The 23,709-nt window shown below is 70.6% G+C and carries 19 protein-coding genes and 1 other RNA gene; 14 read left to right on the forward strand and 6 right to left on the reverse strand.

The features are described 5' to 3' along the window. Nucleotides 1–80 precede the first annotated feature (80 nt). Together ABS64_RS07940 and ABS64_RS07945 are read right to left on the reverse strand one after the other, a co-directional pair. A complete protein-coding gene (locus ABS64_RS07940; RefSeq protein ID WP_231477113.1) occupies nucleotides 81–428 on the reverse strand; it encodes a hypothetical protein in 348 nt (115 codons plus the stop codon). Then, complete coding sequence (locus tag ABS64_RS07945) at nucleotides 425–772, reverse strand: metalloregulator ArsR/SmtB family transcription factor (protein ID WP_036286238.1); 348 nt, start codon at nucleotides 770–772, stop codon at nucleotides 425–427. Before ABS64_RS07945 ends, ABS64_RS07940 begins: the two co-directional genes overlap by 4 nt. Nucleotides 773–860: 88 nt before the next feature. On the opposite strand from ABS64_RS07945, the gene ABS64_RS07950 reads away from it, so the two are divergent. The 3 genes from ABS64_RS07950 (at nucleotide 861) to ABS64_RS07960 (ending at nucleotide 4,228) form a co-directional block, all read left to right on the forward strand. After that, nucleotides 861–2,183: an FAD-dependent oxidoreductase gene (locus tag ABS64_RS07950; RefSeq protein WP_036286239.1), complete on the forward strand. Its 1,323-nt coding sequence runs from the start codon at nucleotides 861–863 to the stop codon at nucleotides 2,181–2,183. Between the two features lie 19 nt (nucleotides 2,184–2,202). Then, nucleotides 2,203–2,607, forward strand: coding sequence for an arsenate reductase ArsC (locus tag ABS64_RS07955; protein WP_036286240.1), 405 nt, complete (start codon nucleotides 2,203–2,205; stop codon nucleotides 2,605–2,607). 211 nt (nucleotides 2,608–2,818) lie between these two features. Next, complete coding sequence (locus ABS64_RS07960; protein WP_292682530.1) at nucleotides 2,819–4,228, forward strand: dicarboxylate/amino acid:cation symporter; 1,410 nt, start codon at nucleotides 2,819–2,821, stop codon at nucleotides 4,226–4,228. Nucleotides 4,229–4,250: 22 nt separating this feature from the next. Here ABS64_RS07960 and ABS64_RS07965 read toward each other — a convergent pair whose 3' ends face one another. The 3 genes from ABS64_RS07965 to ABS64_RS07975 are packed head-to-tail and all read right to left on the reverse strand — an operon-like array spanning nucleotide 4,251 to nucleotide 8,767. Next, nucleotides 4,251–6,497 carry a DUF3488 and transglutaminase-like domain-containing protein gene (locus ABS64_RS07965; RefSeq protein ID WP_292682532.1) on the reverse strand — a complete coding sequence of 749 codons (2,247 nt, stop codon included), beginning with the start codon at nucleotides 6,495–6,497 and terminating at the stop codon, nucleotides 4,251–4,253. After that, nucleotides 6,484–7,773: a DUF58 domain-containing protein gene (locus ABS64_RS07970; protein ID WP_292682534.1), complete on the reverse strand. Its 1,290-nt coding sequence runs from the start codon at nucleotides 7,771–7,773 to the stop codon at nucleotides 6,484–6,486. Before ABS64_RS07970 ends, ABS64_RS07965 begins: the two co-directional genes overlap by 14 nt. A 13-nt stretch (nucleotides 7,774–7,786) precedes the next feature. Continuing rightward, nucleotides 7,787–8,767, reverse strand: a complete 981-nt coding sequence (locus ABS64_RS07975; protein ID WP_292682537.1) for a MoxR family ATPase — start codon at nucleotides 8,765–8,767, stop codon at nucleotides 7,787–7,789. 82 nt (nucleotides 8,768–8,849) lie between these two features. On the opposite strand from ABS64_RS07975, the gene ffs reads away from it, so the two are divergent. From ffs to ABS64_RS08000, 5 genes are all read left to right on the forward strand, one after another. Next, nucleotides 8,850–8,946: signal recognition particle sRNA small type (gene ffs, locus ABS64_RS07980), an RNA gene on the forward strand. A 129-nt stretch (nucleotides 8,947–9,075) separates the two neighbouring features. Beyond that, nucleotides 9,076–11,226: a phosphate acetyltransferase gene (gene pta, locus ABS64_RS07985; RefSeq protein WP_036286247.1), complete on the forward strand. Its 2,151-nt coding sequence runs from the start codon at nucleotides 9,076–9,078 to the stop codon at nucleotides 11,224–11,226. Then, on the forward strand, nucleotides 11,223–12,413 hold the full coding sequence (locus ABS64_RS07990) for an acetate kinase (protein WP_292682542.1): 1,191 nt from the start codon (nucleotides 11,223–11,225) through the stop codon (nucleotides 12,411–12,413). Before pta ends, ABS64_RS07990 begins: the two co-directional genes overlap by 4 nt. 34 nt (nucleotides 12,414–12,447) lie before the next feature. Beyond that, nucleotides 12,448–13,188: an HAD-IA family hydrolase gene (locus ABS64_RS07995; protein ID WP_292682544.1), complete on the forward strand. Its 741-nt coding sequence runs from the start codon at nucleotides 12,448–12,450 to the stop codon at nucleotides 13,186–13,188. Nucleotides 13,189–13,217: 29 nt separating this feature from the next. Further along, on the forward strand, nucleotides 13,218–15,761 hold the full coding sequence (locus ABS64_RS08000; protein WP_292682546.1) for a glycosyl hydrolase family 65 protein: 2,544 nt from the start codon (nucleotides 13,218–13,220) through the stop codon (nucleotides 15,759–15,761). Between the two features lie 6 nt (nucleotides 15,762–15,767). Here ABS64_RS08000 and ABS64_RS08005 read toward each other — a convergent pair whose 3' ends face one another. After that, nucleotides 15,768–16,919: an NAD(P)-binding domain-containing protein gene (locus tag ABS64_RS08005; protein WP_036286251.1), complete on the reverse strand. Its 1,152-nt coding sequence runs from the start codon at nucleotides 16,917–16,919 to the stop codon at nucleotides 15,768–15,770. Nucleotides 16,920–16,990: 71 nt separating this feature from the next. Here ABS64_RS08005 and ABS64_RS08010 point away from each other — a divergent pair, with 71 nt between their 5' ends. The 6 genes from ABS64_RS08010 (at nucleotide 16,991) to ABS64_RS08035 (ending at nucleotide 23,695) form a co-directional block, all read left to right on the forward strand. Further along, nucleotides 16,991–19,192 (forward strand): DNA polymerase III subunit gamma and tau, encoded by a 2,202-nt coding sequence (locus tag ABS64_RS08010; protein ID WP_197017261.1) that lies wholly within the window; start codon nucleotides 16,991–16,993, stop codon nucleotides 19,190–19,192. A 3-nt stretch (nucleotides 19,193–19,195) separates the two neighbouring features. Next, nucleotides 19,196–19,789, forward strand: a complete 594-nt coding sequence (recR, locus tag ABS64_RS08015) for a recombination mediator RecR (RefSeq protein WP_036286253.1) — start codon at nucleotides 19,196–19,198, stop codon at nucleotides 19,787–19,789. After that, nucleotides 19,789–20,703, forward strand: a complete 915-nt coding sequence (locus ABS64_RS08020; RefSeq protein WP_036286254.1) for a DMT family transporter — start codon at nucleotides 19,789–19,791, stop codon at nucleotides 20,701–20,703. Before recR ends, ABS64_RS08020 begins: the two co-directional genes overlap by 1 nt. 150 nt (nucleotides 20,704–20,853) lie before the next feature. Then, complete coding sequence (locus ABS64_RS08025) at nucleotides 20,854–21,354, forward strand: hypothetical protein (RefSeq protein WP_292682552.1); 501 nt, start codon at nucleotides 20,854–20,856, stop codon at nucleotides 21,352–21,354. Continuing rightward, a complete protein-coding gene (locus ABS64_RS08030; RefSeq protein WP_292682555.1) occupies nucleotides 21,351–22,688 on the forward strand; it encodes a sortase in 1,338 nt (445 codons plus the stop codon). Before ABS64_RS08025 ends, ABS64_RS08030 begins: the two co-directional genes overlap by 4 nt. Before the next feature lie 257 nt (nucleotides 22,689–22,945). Beyond that, entirely contained in the window at nucleotides 22,946–23,695 is a 750-nt protein-coding gene (locus ABS64_RS08035; RefSeq protein ID WP_363331274.1) for a phosphate ABC transporter ATP-binding protein, read from the forward strand. Nucleotides 23,696–23,709 lie beyond the last annotated feature (14 nt).

Genomic DNA, 23,709 nt, shown 5'->3' on the forward strand with positions numbered 1-23,709 from the left:
CCGAGCGGCCTAAGGAGCATGGCTGGAATCCATGTAGGCGGGGTAACTCGCCTCGCAGGTTCAAATCCTGTCACTTCCGCTCAGCCGAGAACCCCGTCCACGCGAAAGCCTGGGCGGGGTTCTCGCGTGACGGCGCTCCGTCGGGGCGGCGACGTTCGACCAGGATCGGTGTCGCGCCACTGACCCGCGACGACGCCGCGGTACACCGCGCGGGTCGAGACGGCGGATGCCGCGACCCATCCCGTGACGCCGCCGTCGGCGTCGACGGCGACCAACCGGCTGACGCCGAGCTGGCCGGTGTCGAAGGCCTCCCAGGTGGGCGGCTCAGCCTCGAAGCTGGCGTTTCCCGTGGCGAGGCCTTCGTGATAGATCCCCTCCACCTCCGGCCAATCTTCGGGCCGCATCGCGCGGATCGAGACCGCCTTCACGGGCGGAGAGCGTTCGCGGCCTGGTCGAGGGCATCGGTGACGACCCGGAAGTACGCCCAGCGCCCGCGCTGCTCACGCGTGGCGAGCCCGGCATCCACGAGAAGCTTCATGTGGTGGGACACGGTCGGCTGGGAGAGGCCGACCGGTGCGGTGAGATCGCAGATGCAGGCTTCACCGCCCGGCGATGCGGCGATCAGCGATAGCAGGCGCACCCGCGTGGGGTCGCCGAGCGCCTTGAAGGTGCGGGCGAGCATTTCTACCTCATCCGCCGTCAGTGCGTTCACGGGCGCGGTCGAGCTGCACCCGTCGGCGGTGTTCGTCAGGAGGGGCAGCAGCGTCGGCATCTTTCGATTGTGCACCTCGTATTGACATCTGTCGATGCATGCCGGAATCTTTACCCATCGACAGATGTCGATACGAAGGAGGAGTCCGGTGGATGACGCACTGCCCGTCGTCGTGATCGGCGCCGGACCCCAGGGCCTCGCCGCCGCCGCCCATCTCATCGAACGCGGGATGCCGGTCGTCGTGCTGGAGGCCGGTGCGACGCCCGCCGCCGCCGTGGCGGAGTGGGGCCATGTGCGGCTGTTCTCCGACTGGTCCGAGCTCGTCGATGCCGCCAGCGCTCGCGTCCTTGACGCGACGGGCTGGACACCGCCGCCGAGCGGCTACCCCACCGGCGTGCAGTGGATCGGTCGCTATCTCGCACCGCTGGCCGACGCACTCGGCGATCGTGTTCGTTACGGCGCGCGCGTCGTCGGCGTCTCGCGGTCGGGACGCGACCGCCTCGTCGATGCCGGTCGCGGCGATCAGCCCTTCACGGTGCACGTCCGACCGACCGGAGGCGACGACTACCGCCTCGCGGCACGCGCCGTCATCGACGCCTCCGGTACGTGGGAGACCCCCAACCCCGCGGGTGCGGACGGTCTGCCGGCTCTCGGCGAGCGCGCGGCGGCCGACCGGCTCAGCTACCGCATCCCCGATTTCCGAGATCGCTCCGGATTCGAGGGCAGACACACCGTCGTCGTCGGTTCCGGGCATTCCGCCCTCACCGCGGTCTTGGCCCTGGCACGGATGGCGCGCCGCGACCCGTCCACGACGGTGACCTGGGCGCTGCGTCGTGCGAGCGCGCGGAAGGCGTTCGGCGGGGGTGAAGCAGACGAGCTGCCCGCGCGCGGAGCCCTCGGCATCCGGGCGAAGGAGTTCGTGGATGCCGGTCTCGTCTCGCTCGTGACGGGGTTCCGCGTGGAACGAGTCACGGATGCCGGTGATGGCGTGGTCCTCGTGGCGGAGGACGGTCGTCACCTCGCTGCCGACAGGGCCGTCGTGCTCACCGGGTTCCGCCCCGACCTGTCGTTCCTGTCGGAGCTGCGTCTGGAGCTCGACTCCACCTTGCAGGCTCCCGTTCGCATCGCCGCCGAGGTGGATCCGAACGTGCACTCGTGCGGCTCGGTCGCCGCCACCGGCGCCGCCGACCTCGCCCACCCCGAACCGGGTTTCTTCATCGTCGGCGCGAAGTCGTACGGCCGCGCGCCGACCTTTCTCGCGCTCACCGGGTACGAGCAGGTGCGCAGCGTCGTGGCCGACGTGGCGGGCGATCACGAGGCCGCACGGCGTGTCGAGCTGGTCTTGCCCGATACTGGCGTGTGCGGCGGTGCCGGGCTCTTCGACGCCTCGGGCGCTTCACGTGGCGGCGCCTGCTGCGCACCGCCGCCTCAGACCGTCTCGATCATCCCGACCGCGCCCGCCCTCTCCTGACACCCGAACGAGGAATGCCATGATCGACTCCACCAAGCCCGCCGTCCTCTTCGTCTGCGTGCACAACGCCGGCCGCTCTCAGATGGCCGCCGGATACCTCCGTGCGCTCGCCGGCGACCGCATCGATGTGTTCTCGGCCGGCAGCGAGCCGGGCAACGCGGTAAACCCGGCAGCCGTGGCCGTGATGGCCGAAGAAGGCATCGACCTGTCCTCGGCCACCCCGCAGATTCTGACGACGGACGCCGTGCGCCAGGCCGACGTCGTCATCACGATGGGATGCGGGGATGCATGCCCCATCTTCCCTGGAAAGCGCTACGAGGATTGGCAGCTGACCGACCCGGCGGGCCAGCCCGTCGAGGTCGTCCGCGGGGTGCGTGACGACATCAAGGGGCGGGTGCAGGAACTCATCGCCAGCCTGAGCTGACCGGCTGCGGCTCGAGGGGAGCGGGAACCGAATCCCGACCGCCGGGAATGCACCGGTTATCGCCGCCGTTGGAGTGACGGGCGGTCCGCGCTCGCGTGTCACCCGCGTCATCGTGCGTCATCGTGACTCGCGAGTGCGCCGGACGCGACGTAACGTCGACACCCTGCGAAGTTCCACCCGGCATCCGCCGAAACAGGAGATATCCCCCCTCATGAGTTCCACCAGCACCACCGCGCCCGCCGCGCGTCCGCCCAAGCCGAAGAAGCCGTTCTACCGCTCGTTCGGCTTCCAGATCACGGTCGCGCTGATCGCCGGCATCCTGCTCGGCATCCTCGCCCTGAACCTCGGTCCGGATGCCGCGGGCAACCCCAACGGCCTGTCCGCGACCCTGTCGACCATCGGCTCGTCCTACGTGACGCTGCTGAAGGCTGCCGTCGTCCCGCTCATCTTCCTCGCGGTCGTGGCCAGCATCACGCAGCTGCGCAACGTGACCAACGCCGCGCGGCTGGCGGGTCAGACCCTGCTGTGGTTCGGGATCACGGCGCTCATCGCCGTGACCATCGGCATCGTCCTGGGCATCACGATCCAGCCCGGTAACCGCGTCGCCCACGACCAGCTCACGACCGGCGCCCCCTACACGGTCGGCACGTGGTGGAACTTCCTCAAGGGCCTCATTCCGCAGAACGTCCTGGGTCTGACCGTCTCGAGCTCCGCAAGCGACTCCGGTGCGATCACCTCGACGGTCGGATTCAACGTGCTCCAGGTCATCGTGGTCTCGGTCGCCGTCGGCATCGCCGCGCTCAAGGTCGGCAAGCGCGCCGAGCCGTTCGTCGCGTTCACGCAGTCGTCGCTGAAGATCGTGCAGCGAGTGCTCTGGTGGATCATCCGCATCGCGCCCCTCGGCACGCTCGGCCTCATCGCCTCGGCGGTCGTGCAGTACGGCACCGACAAGCTGCTCACGCTCGTCTGGTTCGTCGTGGCAGTGTACGCAGGCCTCGTGCTGGTGCTCTTCGTCGTCTACCCGATCCTCGTCAAGAGCCACGGCCTGTCGATCAAGCAGTACTTCTCCGGCGTCTGGCCGGCCGTGCAGCTCGGGTTCGTCTCGCGCTCCTCGATCGGCACACTCCCGCTGACCCAGCGCGTGACCGAGCGCAACCTCGGCGTGCCGCGCGAGTACGCCTCGTTCGCGGTGCCGCTGGGCGCGACGACCAAGATGGACGGTTGCGCCGCGATCTACCCGGCGATCGCCGCGATCTTCGTCGCCCAGTTCTTCGGCATCGAGCTGAACATCGTGTCGTACCTGCTGATCGCGCTCGTCTCGGTCGTGGGCTCGGCGGCCACCGCCGGCACCACCGGCGCGACGGTCATGCTCACGCTGACCCTCTCCACCCTCGGCCTGCCCCTGGAGGGTGTCGGTCTGCTCCTCGCGATCGACCCGATCCTCGACATGGGCCGCACCGCGGTCAACGTCGCAGGCCAGGCCCTGGTGCCCACGATCGTCGCGAAGCGCGAGGGCATCCTGAACCGCGAGTTGTACGACGCGCCGCGCGACGGCGAGCCGTTCGCCGACGACTCGGCCGACGACACCGACGAGCAGGCCCCGGCGCTCGCGCGCAACTGATGACTGATCGCGACGCGCCGGTTCAGGCCGGCGCGTCGCGATCGGCCAGGCCGGAGCCCGGCCGCACGATGAGCGACCACGGCAGCGCCACGACGCGCGCGCGCCGCGCTGTGGGCAGTGCCGCCAGCATGGCCGATCGGATGCCGACAGCGGCGCTCATCGCTGCGGCGTCCGGGCCGGCGCCGGCCGCGTCCGCCGCGTAGTTCGCCCGCTCGACGGCGGCCACGAGCTGAGACATCGGCGTCGCGGGGGCGCCCCCGGCGCTGACGAGGAAGGCGCCGAAGGCGCGTGGCGAGCGCGACGACGGCACCGGCAAACCCGCGTCGATCGCGGTGTCCTGCACGAGGCGCCACGCGGCGGCCACCGTTCCGCGCCGGCGCAGCATGAGCCGCCGGAGCGCCCCCGCCACCCCCGGCAGCGCGGCGACCACGACGACGGCGCCGAGGATGCTCAGCAGCGGACGCGGATCGATCAGCGTCGGGCCCGAGCCTGCGGCATCCGTCTGCGCGCCCTGCTGCGGATCGTTCACGTCGGCCGTCGGAGCGGTCGTCGGAGCGGTCGTCGCCTCCGGACGGGGCGACGTCGTCGGCGCCGTGGTCGCGGTCGAGGCGGCGCTGTCGAACCGCGTCTCGGTGCCGAGGCCCTTCGTCGGCTCGAACGGGACCCATCCGATGCCGCGGAAAGAGACCTCCGGCCACGCGTGCAGTTGGCGACCCGTCACATCGATGACGCGCTGACCGTCGATGACCTGGCCCGTGAACGAGCCGGGAAGGAACCCGACGACGATCCGGGTCGGCATGCCGAGGCTGCGAGCCATGAGGGCGAAGGCGCCCGCGAAGTGCACGCAATATCCTGTCTTGGCCTGGAGGAAGGCGGCCACGGCGTCGACGCCCTGCCCGTCGAAGCCCTCCTGCACGGGCGCGTCGAGCGAGTACGTGAACTCCGGACCGCGGAACCAGTCCTGCAGCGCGATGAGTTTGTCGTAGTCGGTGTCGGCCTGCGCGGTGACCTGACGGGCCAGCTGCGCGATGATCGGCGGGCTGCCGGCGGGGAGGGAGTCCACGTCGATGCTCACACCCGCGCCTCCCGCCGACGACGCGCGGATCTGCTCGAGCGTCGGCTGGGCGATGTCGGAGACGACGGTGTACTCCTGGCCCTGCGTCGCCCCGGCCGCGCCGGCGACGGTGCGGTTGTACGGGGCGAACTGCCACGCACCGGCCAATCCGTCGACCTCGGTGGCCGGGTACGGGACGGGCGCGTAGGCGGACGCGAGGTTCTTGATCGCGACGGTCGTGCGGGTCTGTACGACGGCGATGTCCGCCGAGAGCTCGACGGGCTCGAGCGGCGCTGCGCTCAGATCGACCGTGCTCGTGCGATCGGGCTGCCACACCGTGCCATCGAACAGCGACAGCGTCGCCACGCGCAGGTAGGGCACGCTGGTGCCGTCGGTGCGCAGGGTGAGCACCGTCGCGCCGTCCTGGCGACGCAGGTTTTTGCCGAGATCCAGCGACGGATCGATCATCGTGGAGGTGCCGAACCCCGCCGCGGGAACCGACGCTTGCAGCGTGGGTCCGACCGCGAGCGCCGCGATGATCGCGACGGCGCCGATCGAGGTGGCGACGGCCGCGACGCCGCCGGCGCGCGCGGTGACGGCGCGTGGGGACGCGGCGGCGCTCGGTGCCTCGCGGGTGCGGGTCTCGGCGCGGATGAGCAGCAGCACGGATGCCGCGAGCACCACGAACGCCACGATGTCGACCCCGGCCGGCACGGCGATGGTGGGGATGAGCCAGACGGCGACCAGGGCGATGCTGGCCAGAAGCGGCATCCGCGCCGTGATGACGACGTGATCGAGGGCGACGGTCAGAAGCCCGAGCGATGCGACGATGAGGAACACGAGCGGCTGCGTCGGCGTCAGGGGAGCGACACCGTCCGTGATGAGAGCGGATGCCGTGGTGATCATCCGGGGCAGCGCCTCCACGATGCCGCCGGTCGGGATCACACCCAGAAGGGCGTTCGCCGGGAAGAAGACGGCGGTGACCGCGCCGGTCCACGCGGCGAGCTCGATGATCGTGACGACGATGACCGGCAGTCGCAGCCGGCGCAGTCCGTAGCCGAGCGCCAGCAGCGCGAACGGCAGGGCGATCGCGCCCCACAGCCACGAGCCGCTCTGCACGACGCGGGTGAGCGGAACGAGTGTGCTCAGGATGCCGAGCCACAGCGCCAGTGCGAGGCGCAGCTCTCCGTGGCGGCGCCGCTCACGAGGCGGCACGGTGCACGCTCCGGGTCTCGCGCGACGCCAGGGCGTCGCTCCAGGCGGCCGCGACGTCGCCGCCCGCGGTCAGCGCGCCGACGCGCCAGCCGGTGTCGGCGGCGGCCGCCAGCACCTCCTGTGCCTCCGACACGAGGAGGAGGATCGGCATGGTGCTGTGGTGCGGCACGGGTGCGAGCGCGACGACATCCGCGGCCGCCAGGCCACCGGTCACGACGATCACGGGACCGGCCGCGATTCCCGTGAACAATCGGGCGAGCGCCTCGAGGAGGAGATCGCGCCGTGCGGTGATCGTGGCGAGGGCGACGGCGAGACGCTCGACGCCCGCCGTGTCGCCGCCCTCGATCGGGTCGCACAGTACGGCGCCGTCGGCGTCGATGACGGTGACGAGGTAGCCTTCGCGGACCAGTCGCGCCGTCGCCGAGACGCAGGCGGAGACCGCCGTCTCGAAGGCGGGGTCCGCGCCCGCGGCGCGCCCGGCGGCGGGCGACCAGCGCGCCGCGCCGCGATCGAGCACGACCACGGCTTCCGGGGTCGTCTCCTGCTCCTCCTGACGCACCATCAGCTCGTCGCGGTGGGCGCTGGCGCGCCAGTGGATGCGTCGCATCGAGTCGCCGGGCGCGTACGTGCGCGGGATGAGGTTGTCGGCGCCCTGGCCCATCCGATCGGTCACGCTGCGGGTGCTGCCCCCGGCGTCGCCGGGGAGGTCGTGCAGCTCGTCGAGATCGACGATCTCGGGCACGATCACCAGCGGCGAGGTGTCGCCGACCGTCCGGCGCCGCCGTGTGAAGCCGAACGGATCGGTCGTCACGAGTGCCAAGGGCCCCACGCGGCGAAGTCCACGGCGCTCGGCGCGCACGGCGTAGTCGACCTCGACCTGCGACGGGCCGGCGATCGCCGACCCGGTCGGCGGCAGCACGCCGTCCGGCGCGGCGCCGGCCGTGGATGCCGCGACCACGCCGTCGGGCACGGCGTCACGCCACCGCGCCTCGCTGGTGGGCAGAGAGGAACGGATCTCGACGGTGAGGCGCACCCGCACCTCGCTGCCGGCGGCGGCGACGTCGGGGGAGAAGGCGCGGGTCACCCGCGCGGAGCTCGGGAGCAGGTACAGGGTGGCGGCGCTGACGACCACGGCTGCCGCCAACAGCGCGCCCACGTAGGCGAGCTCCGCGATGCCGAAGCGCTGGGCCAGCATGCCGCACGCCGCGGCGAGCACCAGTGCGCCCAGGCCGCGCAGGGTCAGCGGCAGGCGAGACAGCAGGGGCCAGCGGGGCATCGGGCGCTCTCGATCAGCGGGTCGCGAGCGGCACGCGCACCGCGCCGACGATCGCGCGCAGCACGGCGCCGATCGTCTCCGTGCTGGAGCGGCCTCGAGCCGACGCGGTGCCACGCGACGCGATCAGTCGATGAGCGAACACCGGCTCGACGAGCGCCGCCACGTCATCCGGAATGACGAACTCGCGTCCGTCCAGCGCCGCGCGCACCTTGGCGGCGCGCACGAGCTGCAAGGTCGCACGGGGGCTCGCCCCGAGGCGCAGGTCGGGGTGCTCGCGTGTCGCCCGCGACAGCCCGACGGCGTACTCTTCGACGGCGGGGGAGACGTGCACACCGCGCACCCAGGCGATGAGGTCCCTGATGTCGCCGGCGCCGAGCACGGGAGTGAGCGCGTCGAGAGGGTTGATGCGCTCGCGCTGACGCAGCATCAGGACTTCGCTCTCGGCATCGGGGTAGCCCATGGAGATGCGCATCATGAAGCGGTCGCGCTGCGCCTCGGGCAGGGCATACGTGCCCTCCATCTCGAGCGGGTTCTGCGTCGCGACGACGAGGAACGGGTCGGCGAGCGGGTGGCTGGTGCCGTCGACGGTGACCTGATGCTCCTCCATCGCCTCCAGAAGAGCCGACTGCGTCTTCGGTGAGGCCCGGTTGATCTCGTCGGCGATGACGATCTGCGCGAAGACGGCACCTGGCTTGAACTCGAACTCGCGATCGACGGGGTTGTAGACACTCACGCCCGTCACATCGCCCGGGAGGAGGTCGGGCGTGAACTGGATGCGACGCACGCTCGCGTCGACGGATGCCGCGAGCGCCCGCGCCAGCATCGTTTTACCGACCCCGGGCACATCCTCGATGAGGAGGTGTCCTTCGGCGAGGAGGCAGACGAGCGCGGCGCGCACGGCATCCGGTTTGCCGTCGATGACGCGCGTGATCGAGGATTCGATGGCCTCGGCCGCGCGAGCGAACGATTCGGCGGTGAGCGGGTGGTCGGGCATGCGTCTCCCTGTCTCAGCGGCGGTGCTTGCTCGATGCTAACCCGGCTGGCGAGGGGGGAGCCCGTCGTCGGGTAAACTCGCATACAGCTCTCCGCGAGGCGGCACCCAGGCCAACTCCCCCAGGACGGAAACGTAGCAAGGGTAACCAGGCTCTGCCGGGTTCGCGGAGAGTCTTTCTTTTGCCCGGGGACTTTCCGCGCGTGCGTCGGCGTGCGCTACCCGTCCGGATCGCTGCTTGCGTCCCGGCGGAAGGTTTTCTCCGGCAGATCCCTGCCGGGCCGCAGCGCCCCCCACCTAGGCTGGAACCCGTGGCGCAGAGCATCTACATCACCTCCACCGAGGGGCTGTCCGGCAAATCGACCATCGTCCTCGGAGTGCTCGACGCACTGACCCGTTCCACTCCCCGAGTGGGCGTGTTCCGGGCCATCGCCCGTTCGATCGACGAACGCGACTACGTGCTCGAGATGCTCCTCGATCACATCGGAGTCGACCTCGACTACGAGGAGGCCGTGGGCGTCACCTACGACGACGTGCGACGAGACCCGGATGCCGCGCTCTCGCGCATCGTCGAGCGGTTCAAGGCCGTCGAGGCGAAGTGCGACGCGGTCGTCGTGGTCGGCAGCGACTTCACGGACGTCGGCTCGACCAGCGAGCTCGGCTACAACGCCCGCATCGCGGCGAACCTCGGCGCTCCCGTGCTGGTCGTGCTCAACGGTCGGGCAGACCAGGGCGACCGCCTCGGGGTGAGCGTTCCGCGCACGCCGCAGCAGCTGGCGCAGCTCACCGAACTCGCCCTCACCGACATCACGCACCAGCGCGCCGAGCTGTTCGCGGTCATCACCAACCGCGCCGACCCCGCGCACCTCGACGAGATCAACGCGGCGATCGGCGACGTCGTGCGCGGCGTGCCCGCGGTCGACGGCAATCGTGAGGCCGAGGTCGCGGTGTGGTCCATCCCCGAAGACGTGTTCCTCGTCGCCCCGGCCGTCCGCGACATCATGCTCGCCCTCGGCGGCACGCTTCTTCGTGGTGACGAGGCGCTGCTCGTGCGCGAAGTGCTGGACGTGGTCGTCGCGGGTATGTCGCTCAACAACATCCTCCCGCGCCTCACCGAGGGTGCCATCGTCATCGTGCCGGCCGATCGCACCGAGGTGCTGCTCGGACTGCTGCTGGCGAACTCGTCGGGCACCTTCCCCTCGATCGCGGGCATCATCCTCAACGGTCCGTTCCCGCTGCCACCGGCCGTGCAGGACCTCATGGTGGGGCTCGACTCGCCGCTTCCGATCATCCAGACCGACCTGGACACGTACGACACCGCCGTCCGGGTCATGAGCACCCGCGGCCGCCTCGCCGCCGGCTCGCAGCGCCGCTACGACACGGCGCTGGCCCTGTTCGAGCAGCACGTCGACACCGACGAGTTCACGCGTGCTCTGGGATTGGCCCATTCCACGGTGGTGACGCCGCTGATGTTCGAGTACCAGCTCCTGGAGCGTGCCCGTGCGGGCCGTAAGCGCATCGTGCTGCCCGAGGGCGGCGACGACCGCGTGCTGCGGGCGGCGGCGACCGTGCTCGCCCGCGGCATCGCCGACCTGACGATCCTCGGCGACGAGGCCGAGGTGCGCGGTCGCGCCGTCGAGCTCGGTCTCGACCTGAGCGCCGCGCAGGTGCTGAGCCCGTTCGACCCGCAGATCGTGCACCGTTTCGCCGAGGAGTACGCGGAGCTGCGCAAGCACAAGGGCATCACGTACGAGAAGGCGGCCGACACCATCACCGACGTGTCGTACTTCGGCACCATGATGGTGCACCTGGGTCTCGCCGACGGCATGGTCTCCGGCGCCGCCCACACCACGGCGCACACCATCCGGCCCGCGTTCGAGATCATCAAGACCCGTCCGGGCGTCTCAGTCGTCTCCAGCGTGTTCCTCATGGCGCTCGCCGACCGCGTGCTCGTGTACGGCGACTGCGCCGTGATCCCGGACCCCACCGCCGCACAGCTCTCCGACATCGCGATCTCGTCGGCCGCCACGGCGCGTCAGTTCGGCATCGAGCCCCGCATCGCGATGCTCTCGTACTCCACCGGCGAGTCCGGATCGGGCGAGGACGTCGACAAGGTGCGCGAGGCCACGGCCTTCGTTCGCGAGCGCGCGCCCGAGCTGCTCGTCGAAGGACCGATCCAGTACGACGCGGCGGCCGACGCCGCCGTCGCCAAGGCGAAGATGCCCGACTCCGCGGTCGCGGGCCGGGCGACGGTGTTCGTCTTCCCCGACCTCAACACCGGCAACAACACGTACAAGGCGGTGCAGCGCTCTGCCGGAGCGATCGCCATGGGACCGGTGCTCCAGGGACTCAACAAGCCCATCAACGACCTGTCGCGCGGCGCGCTGGTCGAAGACATCGTCAACACGATCGCCATCACCGCGATCCAGGCGCAGAACCAGCAGCAGGGAAACAACGCATGACCGTCGTCCTCGTCATCAACAGCGGCTCCTCGTCGTTCAAATATCAGCTCGTCGACGTCGAGTCCCAGACGGCGCTCGCGTCGGGGCTCGTCGAGCGGATCGGCCAGGAGAGCGGCTCGGCTCGTCACAAGGTGGGGGATGCCGACCACTCGCGCGAACTTCCGATCCCGGACCACACCGCCGGCTTCCGCGTGATGCTCGACGCCTTCGAGGAGTACGGCCCGTCGCTCGTCGAGACCCCGCCGTCGGCGGTGGGCCATCGCGTCGTCCAGGGCGGCGCCCGGTTCTTCCGCCCGACGCTCATCGACGATCTCGTCGAGATCAACATCGACGAGCTGTCGGTACTGGCGCCGCTGCACAACCCCGGGGCGCTGCAGGGCGTCCGCGCCGCGCGCGCCGCGTTCCCTGCCCTGCCGCACGTCGCCGTGTTCGACACGGCCTTCCACCAGACCCTCCCGCCGGCGGCGTACACCTATGCGATCGACCAGACGATCGCGCGCAAGCACCGCATCCGCCGCTACGGCTTCCACGGCACCAGTCACAAGTTCGTCAGCGAGGCCGCCGCGGCGTATGTGGAGCGGCCTCTGCGAGAGCTCAAGCAGCTCGTGCTGCACCTGGGCAACGGCGCCTCGATCACGGCGATCGACGGTGGGCACTCCGTCGACACCTCCATGGGACTCACGCCGCTGGAGGGCCTCGTCATGGGGACCCGCTCCGGCGACCTCGATCCGTCGGTGCTGCTCGTGCTGGCGCGCCGCGAGGAGATGAGCCCGGGCGAACTGGACGAGTTCCTCAACAAGCGCAGCGGCATGGTGGGCCTCGCCGGCGTGTCCGACATGCGCGACATCGAGGACCGCCGTGCCGAGGGCGCGGGGGCGGCGATGCTCGCCTTCGACGTCTACATCCACCGGCTGCGAGCCTACATCGGCGCCTACATCGCCCAGCTCGGCGGCGTGGATGTCATCTCGTTCACCGCCGGGGTGGGGGAGAACTCGCCGCTCGTGCGTGCGGAGGCGATGGCGACCCTGGGCTTCCTCGGCATCCGTCTCGATCCGGAGCGCAACGAGGCGCGCGAGCGCGGCATCCGCACCATCTCCGCCGACGACTCCGCCGTCACCGTGCTCGTCGTTCCCACCAACGAGGAGTTGGAGATCGCGCGGCAGACCCTCGCTGTCGTCGCTTCGTGACGCGCGGGCCACACCGGGCCACTACGCTGAACCCGTGACAGCCGAGCTTCCCGAGCTTCCCGACCTGCGCGCACTGAACGGCGTGCTCTTCGACCTGGACGGCGTGCTGACGCCGACGGCCGACGTGCACATGCACGCGTGGCAGTCGATGTTCACCGAGCTGTTCAGCTCGTGGGGGATCGAGCCGCCGTACACGGAGGACGACTACTTCCGCTACCTCGACGGAAAGCAGCGCTACGACGGCGTCGCGAGCCTCCTGCGCTCCCGTGACGTCGAGGTGCCGTGGGGCGACCCCTCCGATCCGATCACCGCCGACACGGTCTGCGGCATCGGCAACCGCAAGAACGAGGTGTTCGCCCGCGTGCTGCGCACCGACGGCATCGCCCCGTATCCGGGCTCTCTCGCGCTGATCGAGCAGCTCCACGCCGCCGGCACCCCGATCGGTGTGGTGTCGAGCTCGAAGAACGCCGAAGAGGTGCTGACGATCGCAGGGATCCGCGACTTCTTCCCGGTCGTCGTCGACGGGGTGGTCTCGGCGCGCGAGGGGCTGCGCTCCAAGCCCGCCCCCGACATGTTCGCGGCCGGTGCCCGCATGCTCGGCGTCGATCCCGCCCGCAGCGCGGCGGTCGAAGACGCCCACTCCGGCGTCGCGTCGGCGGCGGCCGCCGGCTTCGGCCTCGTCGTGGGCGTCGACCGCGGCGCCGGGGCGCAGGCTCTGCTCGATCTCGGCGCGACGCTCGTCGTCGACGATCTCTCGGCTTTCGTCACCCGATGACCGGCCCTTCCGACGAAAGGATGGACAGGATGGATCGCGACCGTTTTCCGATCGACCCGTGGCGCCTCGTGGAGACGCGCTTCTCCCTCGAGGACGTGGGGGTCACCGAGACGCTGTTCGCGCTCGGCAATGGCTATCTGGGCCTGCGCGGCAATCAGCCCGAGGGACAGCACGCGCACGAGCACGGCACGTTCATCAACGGCTTCCACGAGATCTTCCCGATCCGTCACGCGGAGCAGGCCTACGGCTTCGCCGAGGTCGGGCAGACGATCATCAACGCTCCGGACGCCAAGGTCATGCGCGTCTACGTCGACGATGAGCCCCTGTCGTTCGACGTCGCCGACGTCCGCGAGTACGAGCGCGCGTTGGACATGCGCGCGGGCACGCTCACGCGTCACATCCGGTGGATGACGCCGAGCGGCAAGGACGTCGTGATCGACTTCGAGCGGATGGTCTCCTTCGAGGAGCGTCATCTCGCGGTCATGCGCGTCACCGTGACGGTGCTCAACAGCGACGCCCCGGTGACGGTGAGCTGCCAGATCGTCAACCGTCAGGACGGGCAAGACGTCTACGGCGGCTCGGCGCCCGGGGGCGCTGCGAAGAAGGGCTTCGACCCGCGCAAGGCGGAGAAGATCGAAGATCGCGTCCTGCACCCCGAGGAGTACTGGCAGGACGGCGACCGCGTCGCGCTGTCGTACCGGGTGAACGCGTCGGGGATGACGATGGCGGTCGTCGCCGACCACGTCGTCGACACCGAGAACGAGTACTCGTCCCGCACGCTCATCGAACCCGACATCGCGAAGAACGTGTATCGCGTGCAGGCGAAGGCGGGCGTGCCGGTGACGGTCACGAAGCTCGTCAGCTACCACACGTCGCGCGGCGTCCCCGCGCGCGAGCTCGTCGATCGGGGTCGCCGCGCGCTCGATCGCGTGGGTGCCGAGGGCGTCTCTCGGCAGTTCGAGCGCCAGCGGGCCTGGATGGACGCGTTCTGGGACCGTTCCGACGTCGCCATCGGCGGTCACGACGACCTGCAGCAGGCGACACGCTGGTGCCTGTTCCAGCTCGCGCAGGCAGCGGCCCGCGCCGACGGCCAAGGCGTTCCCGCCAAGGGCGTGTCGGGCTCGGGGTACAGCGGTCACTACTTCTGGGACACCGAGATCTACGTGCTCCCGTTCCTCATGTACACGACCCCGCTCTGGGCTCGCAACGCGCTGCGGATGCGCTACCTCATGCTGCCGGCCGCGCGTCGTCGGGCCGCTCAGCTCAACGAGGCGGGGGCCCTCTTCCCGTGGCGCACGATCAGCGGTGAAGAGGCGTCGGCCTACTACGCCGCCGGTACCGCGCAGTACCACATCAACGCCGACGTCAGCTTCGCGCTCGCCAAGTATGTGCGTGCCACGGGCGACGACGAGTTCCTGTACCGCGAGGGCGTGGACATCGCCGTCGAGACGGCGCGGCTCTGGGCCACGCTCGGGTTCTGGCGCTTCACCGAGGACGGCCAGCCCGAGGTGTTCCACATCCACGGCGTCACCGGTCCCGACGAGTACACGACGGTCGTCAACGACAACCTGTTCACGAACGTGATGGCGCGCTTCAACCTGCGTTTCGCGGCGCGTATCGTGCGTGAGATGGCGCAGGATGCGCCGGAGCACTACGCGCAGATGGTGGAGCGGCTCTCGTTCGACCCGGCGGAGGCCGACGCGTGGGATGCCGCCGCGGAAGCGATGCACATCCCGTACAGCGAGGGCCTCGGCATCCATCCTCAGGACGAGGTGTTCCTCGAGCGTGAGGTGTGGGATCTGGAGAACACGCCGCAGGAGCAGCGCCCGCTCCTGCTGCACTTCCACCCGCTGGTGATCTACCGGTACCAGGTGCTCAAGCAGGCCGATGTCGTGCTGGCGCTGTACCTGCAGGGCAATCACTTCACCGACGAGGAGAAGCTGGCCGATTTCGAGTACTACGACCCGCTGACGACGGGAGATTCGACGCTGTCGGCGGTCGTCCAGGCGATCCTTGCGGCAGAGGTCGGGTACCAGGATCTGGCTCTGGAGTACTTCTCGCAGTCGATCTTCGTCGACCTCGGCGACCTGCACCACAACGCGTCCGACGGGGTGCACGTGGCCTCCGCCGGCGGTGTCTGGACCGCGCTCGTCGCCGGCTTCGGCGGCATGCGCGATCACTACGGCGAGCTGAGCTTCGATCCGCGCCTGCCCAAGGCCTGGCCGTCACTGTCGTTCACCCTGCACTGGCAGGGCACGCCGCTGAAGATCGAGATCACCGCGGAGCAGCTGCGCGTGGATGCCGGTGCCGGCGAGCCGGTCTCCTTCTCGGTGCGCGGCGAGACGTTCGTCGTCGGAGCGGAGTCGACGCTGACGGTGCCGCTGCGCGGTCAGGGGCCCGAGCTGTCGGGTCGTCCCACGATCAGCGACATCGGCGACGCCCTGCGCGAGGACGGCACGTTGCTATCGGCTTCCGTGCCGACGATGACGACCTCGATTCCGGTGATCACCGGCAGCATCCCGATCGTCGGGGCGATGCCGGGTGACGACGCGAACCTCGGCATCGACTCCTGAGTCCCGTCACGCCGTCGCGGAGGCGACGGTGCGCGACACCGATGGGCCCGCACCAGGGCTGCGGTGCGCATCCGTCTCGGCGGCGATGGCGCGCGCCGCGTCGCGCCCGGCGCGGTTGGCGCCCACCGTGGACTGCGAAGGTCCGTAGCCGATGAGGAACAGGCGCGGCTCGTCGATCGCGCGACGGTTCGCCACGCGTACGCCGCCGGCTGCGGTACGCAGTCCCAGCGGGGAGAGGTGGGCGATGTCGGCGCGAAAACCCGTCGCCCAGAGGATCACATCGGCGGGTTCGAACGTGCCGTCCGGCATCCGGACGCCGTGCTCTTCGATGCGATCGAACATCGGATGCCGCACCAGCACTCCCCGCTCGTGGGCGGCTCGCGCCCACGGCGTCCAGTGCTGCCCCGTCACCGAGATGACGCTCCCTGGGGGGTCGCCGCGACGCACGCGCTCCTCGACACCCGCGATCGCCGCCACCCGGGCGGCGGTGTCGAACTGCGCGGCATCCCAGGTCACGTCCTTCCGCGTCACCCAGAACGTGTCGGTGACGCGGGAGATCTCCTCCAGCAGCTGCACGGCCGAGATCCCCGCGCCGACGATGACGACGCGCTGCCCGACGAACTCGTCCGCCGAGGCGTAGTCGTGGACATGCAGCTGTCGGCCGGCGAAGTCCTCCTGGCCGGGGTAGTGGGGCCAGAAGGGGCGTCGCCACGTGCCGGTCGCGTTGATGACGTACCGCGCGAACCACACGCCGTGGTCGGTCTCGATGCGCAGGAGACCGTTCGGGTCGTCGTCGACACGGCGAACCGCGCGCACGATCACCGGACGGTGCACGCGCAGATCGAAGCGACGCTCGTAGTCCGCGAAGTACGCGGGCAGCACGCCCGCGCTCGGCGCCATCGGATCGGCGGGCGGCACGGGTGCGCCCGGAAGCTCGTAGATGCCGTTGACCGTTCCCATCCGCAGTGACCGCCAGCGATGCTGCCACGCCCCGCCGGGGGCGGCGTCGGCGTCGAGCACCGCGAAGGTGCGGGCGCTGCCGTCGCCCGGGGCGGGGACGAAGCCGCGGCGGCGCAGGTGAAAGGCGGCCGACAAGCCGGCTTGGCCGGCACCGATGACGAGGACGTCCACCGTCTCGTCGGGGGAGTCGTTGGTCATGCCCCCTTCAACGCGTCACGCCGAAGGATGTTCCCGACCTGGATGTCGGGAGCACACCGTAGTCTGTTCTGGTGACCACCGCCCTGTACCGCCGCTACCGACCGGAGACGTTCGGCGAGATGATCGGGCAGGCGCAGGTCACCGAACCGCTCATGACGGCGCTGCGCAGCGACCGCGTCGGCCACGCCTACCTCTTCAGCGGTCCGCGCGGCTGCGGCAAGACGACGTCGGCCCGCATCCTCGCGCGCTGCTTGAACTGCGCGGCCGGCCCGACCGACACGCCCTGTGGTGTCTGCGACAGCTGTGTCGAGCTCAGCCGCGGCGGCGGAGGTTCACTCGATGTGGTCGAGATCGACGCGGCATCACACAACGGTGTCGACGACGCCCGCGATCTGCGCGAGCGCGCGATCTTCGCACCCGCGCGCGACCGCTTCAAGATCTTCATCCTCGACGAGGCGCACATGGTGACCGCGCAGGGCTTCAACGCCCTGCTCAAGCTCGTCGAGGAGCCGCCGGAGCACGTCAAGTTCATCTTCGCCACCACCGAGCCCGAGAAGGTCATCGGCACGATCCGCTCGCGCACCCACCACTATCCCTTCCGCCTGGTCGCACCCGCGGCGATGCTCGAGTACGTCGAACAGCTCTGCGTCCAGGAAGGGGTGCAGACCGAAGCCGGCGTGCTTCCGCTGGTGGTGCGGGCCGGCGGCGGCTCGCCACGCGACACCCTGTCGCTGCTCGATCAGCTCATCGCCGGCTCCGACCCCGTGGACGGCGAGAACGGGGCGACGGTGCGGTACGAGCGCGCCGTCGCGCTGCTGGGGTACACCCACGGCGCGCTGCTCGACGAGGTCGTCACCGCATTCGCTGCGCACGACGCGGCCGCCGCCTTCGCTGCCATCGATCGGGTCGTGCAGACCGGGCAGGATCCGCGCCGGTTCGTCGACGATCTTCTCGAACGGCTGCGCGACCTCATCATCGTGGCTGCCACGGGAGAGGGCGCCGGGGCGGTGCTGCGCGGCATCCCCGCCGACGAGCTCGAGCGGATGGGCCGTCAGGCCTCTGCCTTCGGCACCGATCGTCTCTCGCGCATCGCCGATCTCGTCGTCGGTGCCCTCGATGACATGAGCGGGGCGACGTCTCCGCGCCTGCAGCTCGAGCTGCTCGTGGCCCGGGTGCTGGCCCACACCGCCGATGCCGCCGCCGTGCCTGCCGCGACGCCCGCCCCGGCTGTCGCCACTCCTGCCCCGGCTGCCGCTGCCGCGCCCGCCCCCGAGGCGCCGGTGGTTCCGGTCGTTGAGCGAGCGAGCGCAGCGAGCGAGTCGAAACGCCCCGACCCCGCGCCGGTTGTCGCCGATCCCGATCCCGAGCCCACGCCCGCATCGCCCGCGCCCGCCCCGGTCGCGCCGTCCGGCCCGGTCACCCTCGCGGGGGTGCGCGATGCGTGGCCGGAGATCCTCCAGCGCCTCGAGCCCGTGAGCCGATCGTCGTGGATGATCGCCGTCGACGCCACCCCGGTCGCGTTCGCCGACGACGTGCTGACGCTGAGCTTCCGCACCCAGGCGGATGTCGCCGCGTTCAAGAAGCTCGCGGCGGGCAAGGGCCCCAGCGAAGACCTGCGCGGTGCGATCCGCGAGGTTCTCGGCATCCGCGTGAAGTACGTGGCGCGGTTCGACGCCGATGCGACCGCCGAGCCGCCCGCCTCGGGTTCTCCGACTCCACCGGCCGACGGGCCTCGCGCCGACGGCGGCTCCTCTGGAGCGACCCGCTCCGACGGCGGCGAGCGGCCTCGATCGACGCCGACCATCGCATCGTCCGCTGCCGCGCCGGTGACGGAGTGGGCAGTGGCACGGATTCCGAGCGACCCCGCGCCACAGGCTTCGGCGCCGAGCGAGCCCGCGGGGGGTGCGACGGCGGCGTCCGCTCTCGCCACCGCTGCTCCTGCCGCGGTCGGGCTGGCAGTCGACGAAGAACCCGAGGACGCCACCGCCGAGCCGGTGCGTACATTGACGATCCCGCGGGACGGCACCGTGCTGCCAACGACGACGGAGTACACGCACACCGACGACGACGCCCCCGACGAGGACGAGTTCCCGCCGCCGTTGGACGACGCTCCGCTGCCGCCGCGCGCGCCCGTCGCCGTCGAACGCCCTGCGCCGCCCCGCGCACCCCGTTCCGGCGGCATCGAACGCGTCGGTGAGGCGGTCGTCCGCCAAGTGCTGGGGGCGACGTTCGTGCGCGAAGAGCCGTACACACCGCCGACGAGGTTCAGCTAAGCCATGTACGACGGCATCGTCCAAGACCTCATCGACGAGTTCGGCCGCCTTCCCGGCATCGGGCCGAAGTCGGCGCAGCGGATCGCGTTCCATATCCTTCAGACTCCGACGTTCGACGTCGCGCGTCTGTCGCACCTGCTCGGTGAGCTTCGCGAACGCGTGCGCTTCTGCGAGATCTGCGGCAACGTGAGTGAGCAGGAACGCTGTGCGATCTGCCGCGATCCTCGTCGTGATCAGACCTTCATCTGCGTGGTCGAGGATGCGAAGGACGTTTCGGCCATCGAGCGCACGCGCGAGTTCCGAGGGCTCTACCACGTGCTGGGCGGCGCCATCAGCCCGATCGCCGGCATCGGACCCGACGACCTGCGCATCACCCAGTTGATGCAGCGCCTCGCCGACGGCACGGTGCAGGAAGTCATCCTCGCGACGAACCCGAACCTCGAAGGAGAGGCCACGGCGACATACCTCAGCCGGCTGCTGCACACCCTCGAGATCCGCGTGACCCGGTTGGCGTCCGGTCTTCCGGTGGGCGGCGACCTCGAGTACGCCGACGAGGTCACCCTCGGGCGCGCCTTCGAGGGGCGCCGGGCCGTCTGATGGCGCCGGCCGTCTCCGGTCGTGCCTGGGCGCTGTACGCGCTGATGGCGGTGCTGTGGGGCATCCCGTACCTGTTCATCAAAGAGGCGGTCGACTCGCTGACACCGGCCGCCGTCGTCGCGGGCCGCACCCTTCTCGGCGCGGCGGTGCTGCTGCCCATCGCCCTGCGACGCCGAGCCCTTCGGCCGGCGCTGGCGCTCTGGCCGTGGGTGCTGGCCTTCGGGGCCATCGAAATGGCCGGGCCTTTCCTCTTGCTGGGGCACGCGGAGCAGACGCTGCCGTCCGGGCTCACTGGTCTGCTGGTGGCGACGGTCCCGCTGTTCGCCACCGGGATCGCCCTCGTGCGCGGCGACCGGTCCGCCCTGAGTCCGGCCCGCGCCGTCGGACTCGTCGTCGGCTTCGCCGGCCTGGTGGTCATCGTCGCCGGCCCCGGCCTCGCCGTCGCCGAGCCGGCGCAGGCGCTGGGGGCCATCGCCCAGGTCCTGCTCGTCGCCCTGCTCTACGCGATCGCGCCGTTCATCATCGCCACCAAGCTCGCTCACGTCCCCTCGCTCGGCACCATCACCCTGTCCCTGCTCGCGGTCGGCCTCGCCTACCTGCCGTTCGCGCTGCTGACCCAGCACGAGCTTCCCACCGTCCGCAGCGGACTGTCGCTCGTCGCCCTCGGCATCCTGTGCACCGCGCTGGCCTTCCTGGGCTTCTTCGCGCTCATCGGCGAGGTCGGTCCCGTGCGTGCGCCGCTGTTCACGTACGTCAACCCGGTCGTCGCGATCCTGCTGGGCGTGCTCCTGCTCGGCGAGCCGTTGTCGCCGGGGCTGCTGCTCGGCTTTCCGCTCGTGCTCGTCGGCTGCTGGTTCGCCGCGACGGGAGGTCGGGTGCGTCTGCGACGTCAGGCGCCGCCGTTCGCGCCCTAGGGTCGCGCACGTTTCCGGCTCGACGCGCTACCCCTCGTCCGCTGGATCGACGCCCGGCGTTCACCGGTTCGTCCGGTCGCTGTCGCCTCGGACCGCCACTCTTCCCTCGCGGCCGTGTGCACGACCTCCGGTGTCGCGAAAGGGAGAATCATGTCCGCGCGTCTTCTCTACGCGCATTTTCCCGCGGCTTCGCACAGGAGCGCCCTCGAATGGATGCGCGTCGTCGCCGAGATCGCATCCGGGCATCCGGGCGTCGGGCCCTTCGCGAGCGGTCAGGAGCCGTTGCCGGTCCTCGAGCCCGCCGTCGCATGGCGTTTGGTGAGCGAGAACCGGCGCGAGATCGCACGGGGATGCCGTGTGTTCACCGATAAGGGGGCGGCCCGCATCGATCTGGCGCAGCTGTTGCGCGCGGCATCGACGTTCGAGATCCACACCAGTCCGGCGCCCCGGTTGCGCAGCACCGGGTGGTTCGTCAGCGCGCGCGGATCGCTCGTGATGATGGGCGCTCGTCGCTACGAGAAGCGCTCGGCCGCCGAGAGCGCTGCGGCTCTCGCGGTGCGCCTCATGCAGGAGCTGGCCGCCACCGCGTCGCGCGGCGCCGACCTCGGGCTCGGCCGGCCGGTACCGGTGGACCCGCTGATCCTGCAATGAGCGACGGCCTCATCGCCGAACGGTTCCACCTGCGGAAGCTCCGGGGAAGCGGCGGCACGGCCGCCGTCTTCGAAGCCGATGACACACGGCACGGGCGCCGCGTGGCCGTGAAGCTGCTGCACCCGCATCTGGCCGTCGGACCGGTCGCCTGGGAGGCGTTCTTCGAAGAAGTGCGGGCTGCGCAGGCGATCGCGCAGCCGAACATCGCGGAGGTCTACGACGCGGGTCTCGCGCCGGGTGATCCACCCGTTGCATGGATTGCGATGGAGCTCGTCGAGGGCGTCACTCTCGCCGATCACGTACGAGAGCGCGGGCCATTGACCATCGTGGATGCCGTGGCCGTCTTCGCCGCCGTCCTCGACGCGACCGGCGCCGCGCACGCCGGTGGCGTCGTCCACCGCGACATCACGCCATCGAACATCATGCTCACCTCCAGCGCGAGCGCCGACGCGGACGGCACGGTGAGCGGCATCCGGCTCCTCGACTTCGGTCTGGCCGATGTGCCGGGGCGCACGACGCGCGGCGCGGACCCGCTGCTGAGCGGTGCGGCATCCAAAGCGTCGAACGCGGGCGTCGTTGCCAGCGTTCCCTATGCCCAGCAGCAGCTCTCCGACACCTACCGCGCGCAGCTCGCTGCGGGCACGGCGCCGGTCAGCGAGGGGGACTTCGACGACGTCCTCCTCGCCGACGGCGCGCCCGTCGGCATCATCGACATCCCGCGACTCGGGGTGCACGAGGTGATCGCGGAGGGAACATCATCGGGGGTCCTCGCCGGCGGCCCCGGCCACCGCCGCGATACGGTGCTGCCGGGCCAGGTCGGTGTCAGCGTCGTGATGGGCCGCGCCGCAGCTTTCGGCGGTCCGTTCGGGCGCTTGCAGTCGCTGCAACCGGGGGAGCGGTTCGAGGTACGTACCGGACAGGGACTGAACACCTTCGAGGTGCTCGGCGTGCGCTACGCGGGCGACCCGACGCCGCCCGCGCCCGTCCGCGGAGAGAGCCGTCTCATCCTGCTCACGGCTCGCGGGGCGCCCTACGTGCCGACCGGAATCGCGTACGTCGACGCCCGGCTCGTCGACAAAGGCCAGCCCGCGGGGGCCCGCCAGACCACCCCGATCACGCTGCCGCCGTCGAATGCGGCGCTTGCAACGGACACGACGACCGTCTGGGCGCTCGTCTTCGCGCTCCAGTTCCTCGTCGCCGCCGAGATCGCCGCCGTCTGGGCGTTTCGCCGGGTCGGCGCGCAGAAGACCTGGATCGTCTTCGTGCCGATCCTGCTGCTGGCCAGCGTCTTCGTCTGCGATCAACTCGTACGCCTGCTTCCCAACCTTCTCTGACTCGGAGCCCCATGTCTGACGACATCGAACCGTCCCGCGCATCCCACCGCGCCGAGCGGTCGAACCGCCCGCGCTTCCTCGGACGCACGAGCGGACGCGTGCCGGTCCCCGCCGCGCTGGTGATGGCCGGTGGCGAATCGGCCCTCCCTCCCGCGACGAGCGGAGCCGTCGCTCTCGGCGGTGCCCCAGCGACGCACGCGGATGCCGTCGGTTCGACGGGGGTCCCGCTGCCGCCGTCGCAGCTCGACGCGCGCTCCATCTCTGCGTGGTTCGGCGATCACCAGGTCCTGCACGACGTGTCGCTGCAGATGCCCGCGGGCCAGGTGACGGCCCTCATCGGACCGTCCGGCTGCGGAAAGTCGACGTTCCTGCGCATCCTCAACCGCATGCACGAACTGGTGCCCTCGGCATCCCTCGCCGGCGAGGTGCTGCTCGACCACGACGACATCTACGACGCCGGCCATCGTCTCGTCGACGCCCGCAAGAAGATCGGCATGGTCTTCCAGAAGCCGAATCCCTTCCCGGCGATGTCCATCTACGACAACGTCGTCGCGGGCCTGAAGCTCGCCGGCATCCGTGCGAGCCGCAACGAGAAGGCCGAGCTCGTGGAGACGTGCCTCACCAAGGCCGGGCTCTGGCGCGAGCTGAAGGACCGCCTGCGCGCGCCCGGCGGTGGGCTTTCCGGTGGACAGCAGCAACGCCTGTGCATCGCGCGTTCCCTCGCAGTGCGGCCGCGGGTGCTCCTGATGGACGAGCCGTGTTCGGCGCTGGACCCGACCTCCACGCGCGTCATCGAGGAGACCATGACGGAGCTCGCGCGCGAGGTCACGATCGTCATCGTCACTCACAACATGCAGCAGGCTCAGCGCGTCTCGCAGCAGTGCGCGTTCTTCCTCGCCTCGCAGGGCCAACCCGGACACATCGTCGAGCACGGCGACACCGACGCGATGTTCTCGTCGCCGATCGATCCGCGTACGTACGACTACGTCAACGGCCGGTTCGGCTGACCGGGACACGGACA

Origin of the sequence: Microbacterium sp. SCN 69-37 (assembly GCF_001724435.1) — a bacterium.
GTDB classification, from domain to species: Bacteria; Actinomycetota; Actinomycetes; order Actinomycetales; family Microbacteriaceae; genus Microbacterium; species Microbacterium laevaniformans.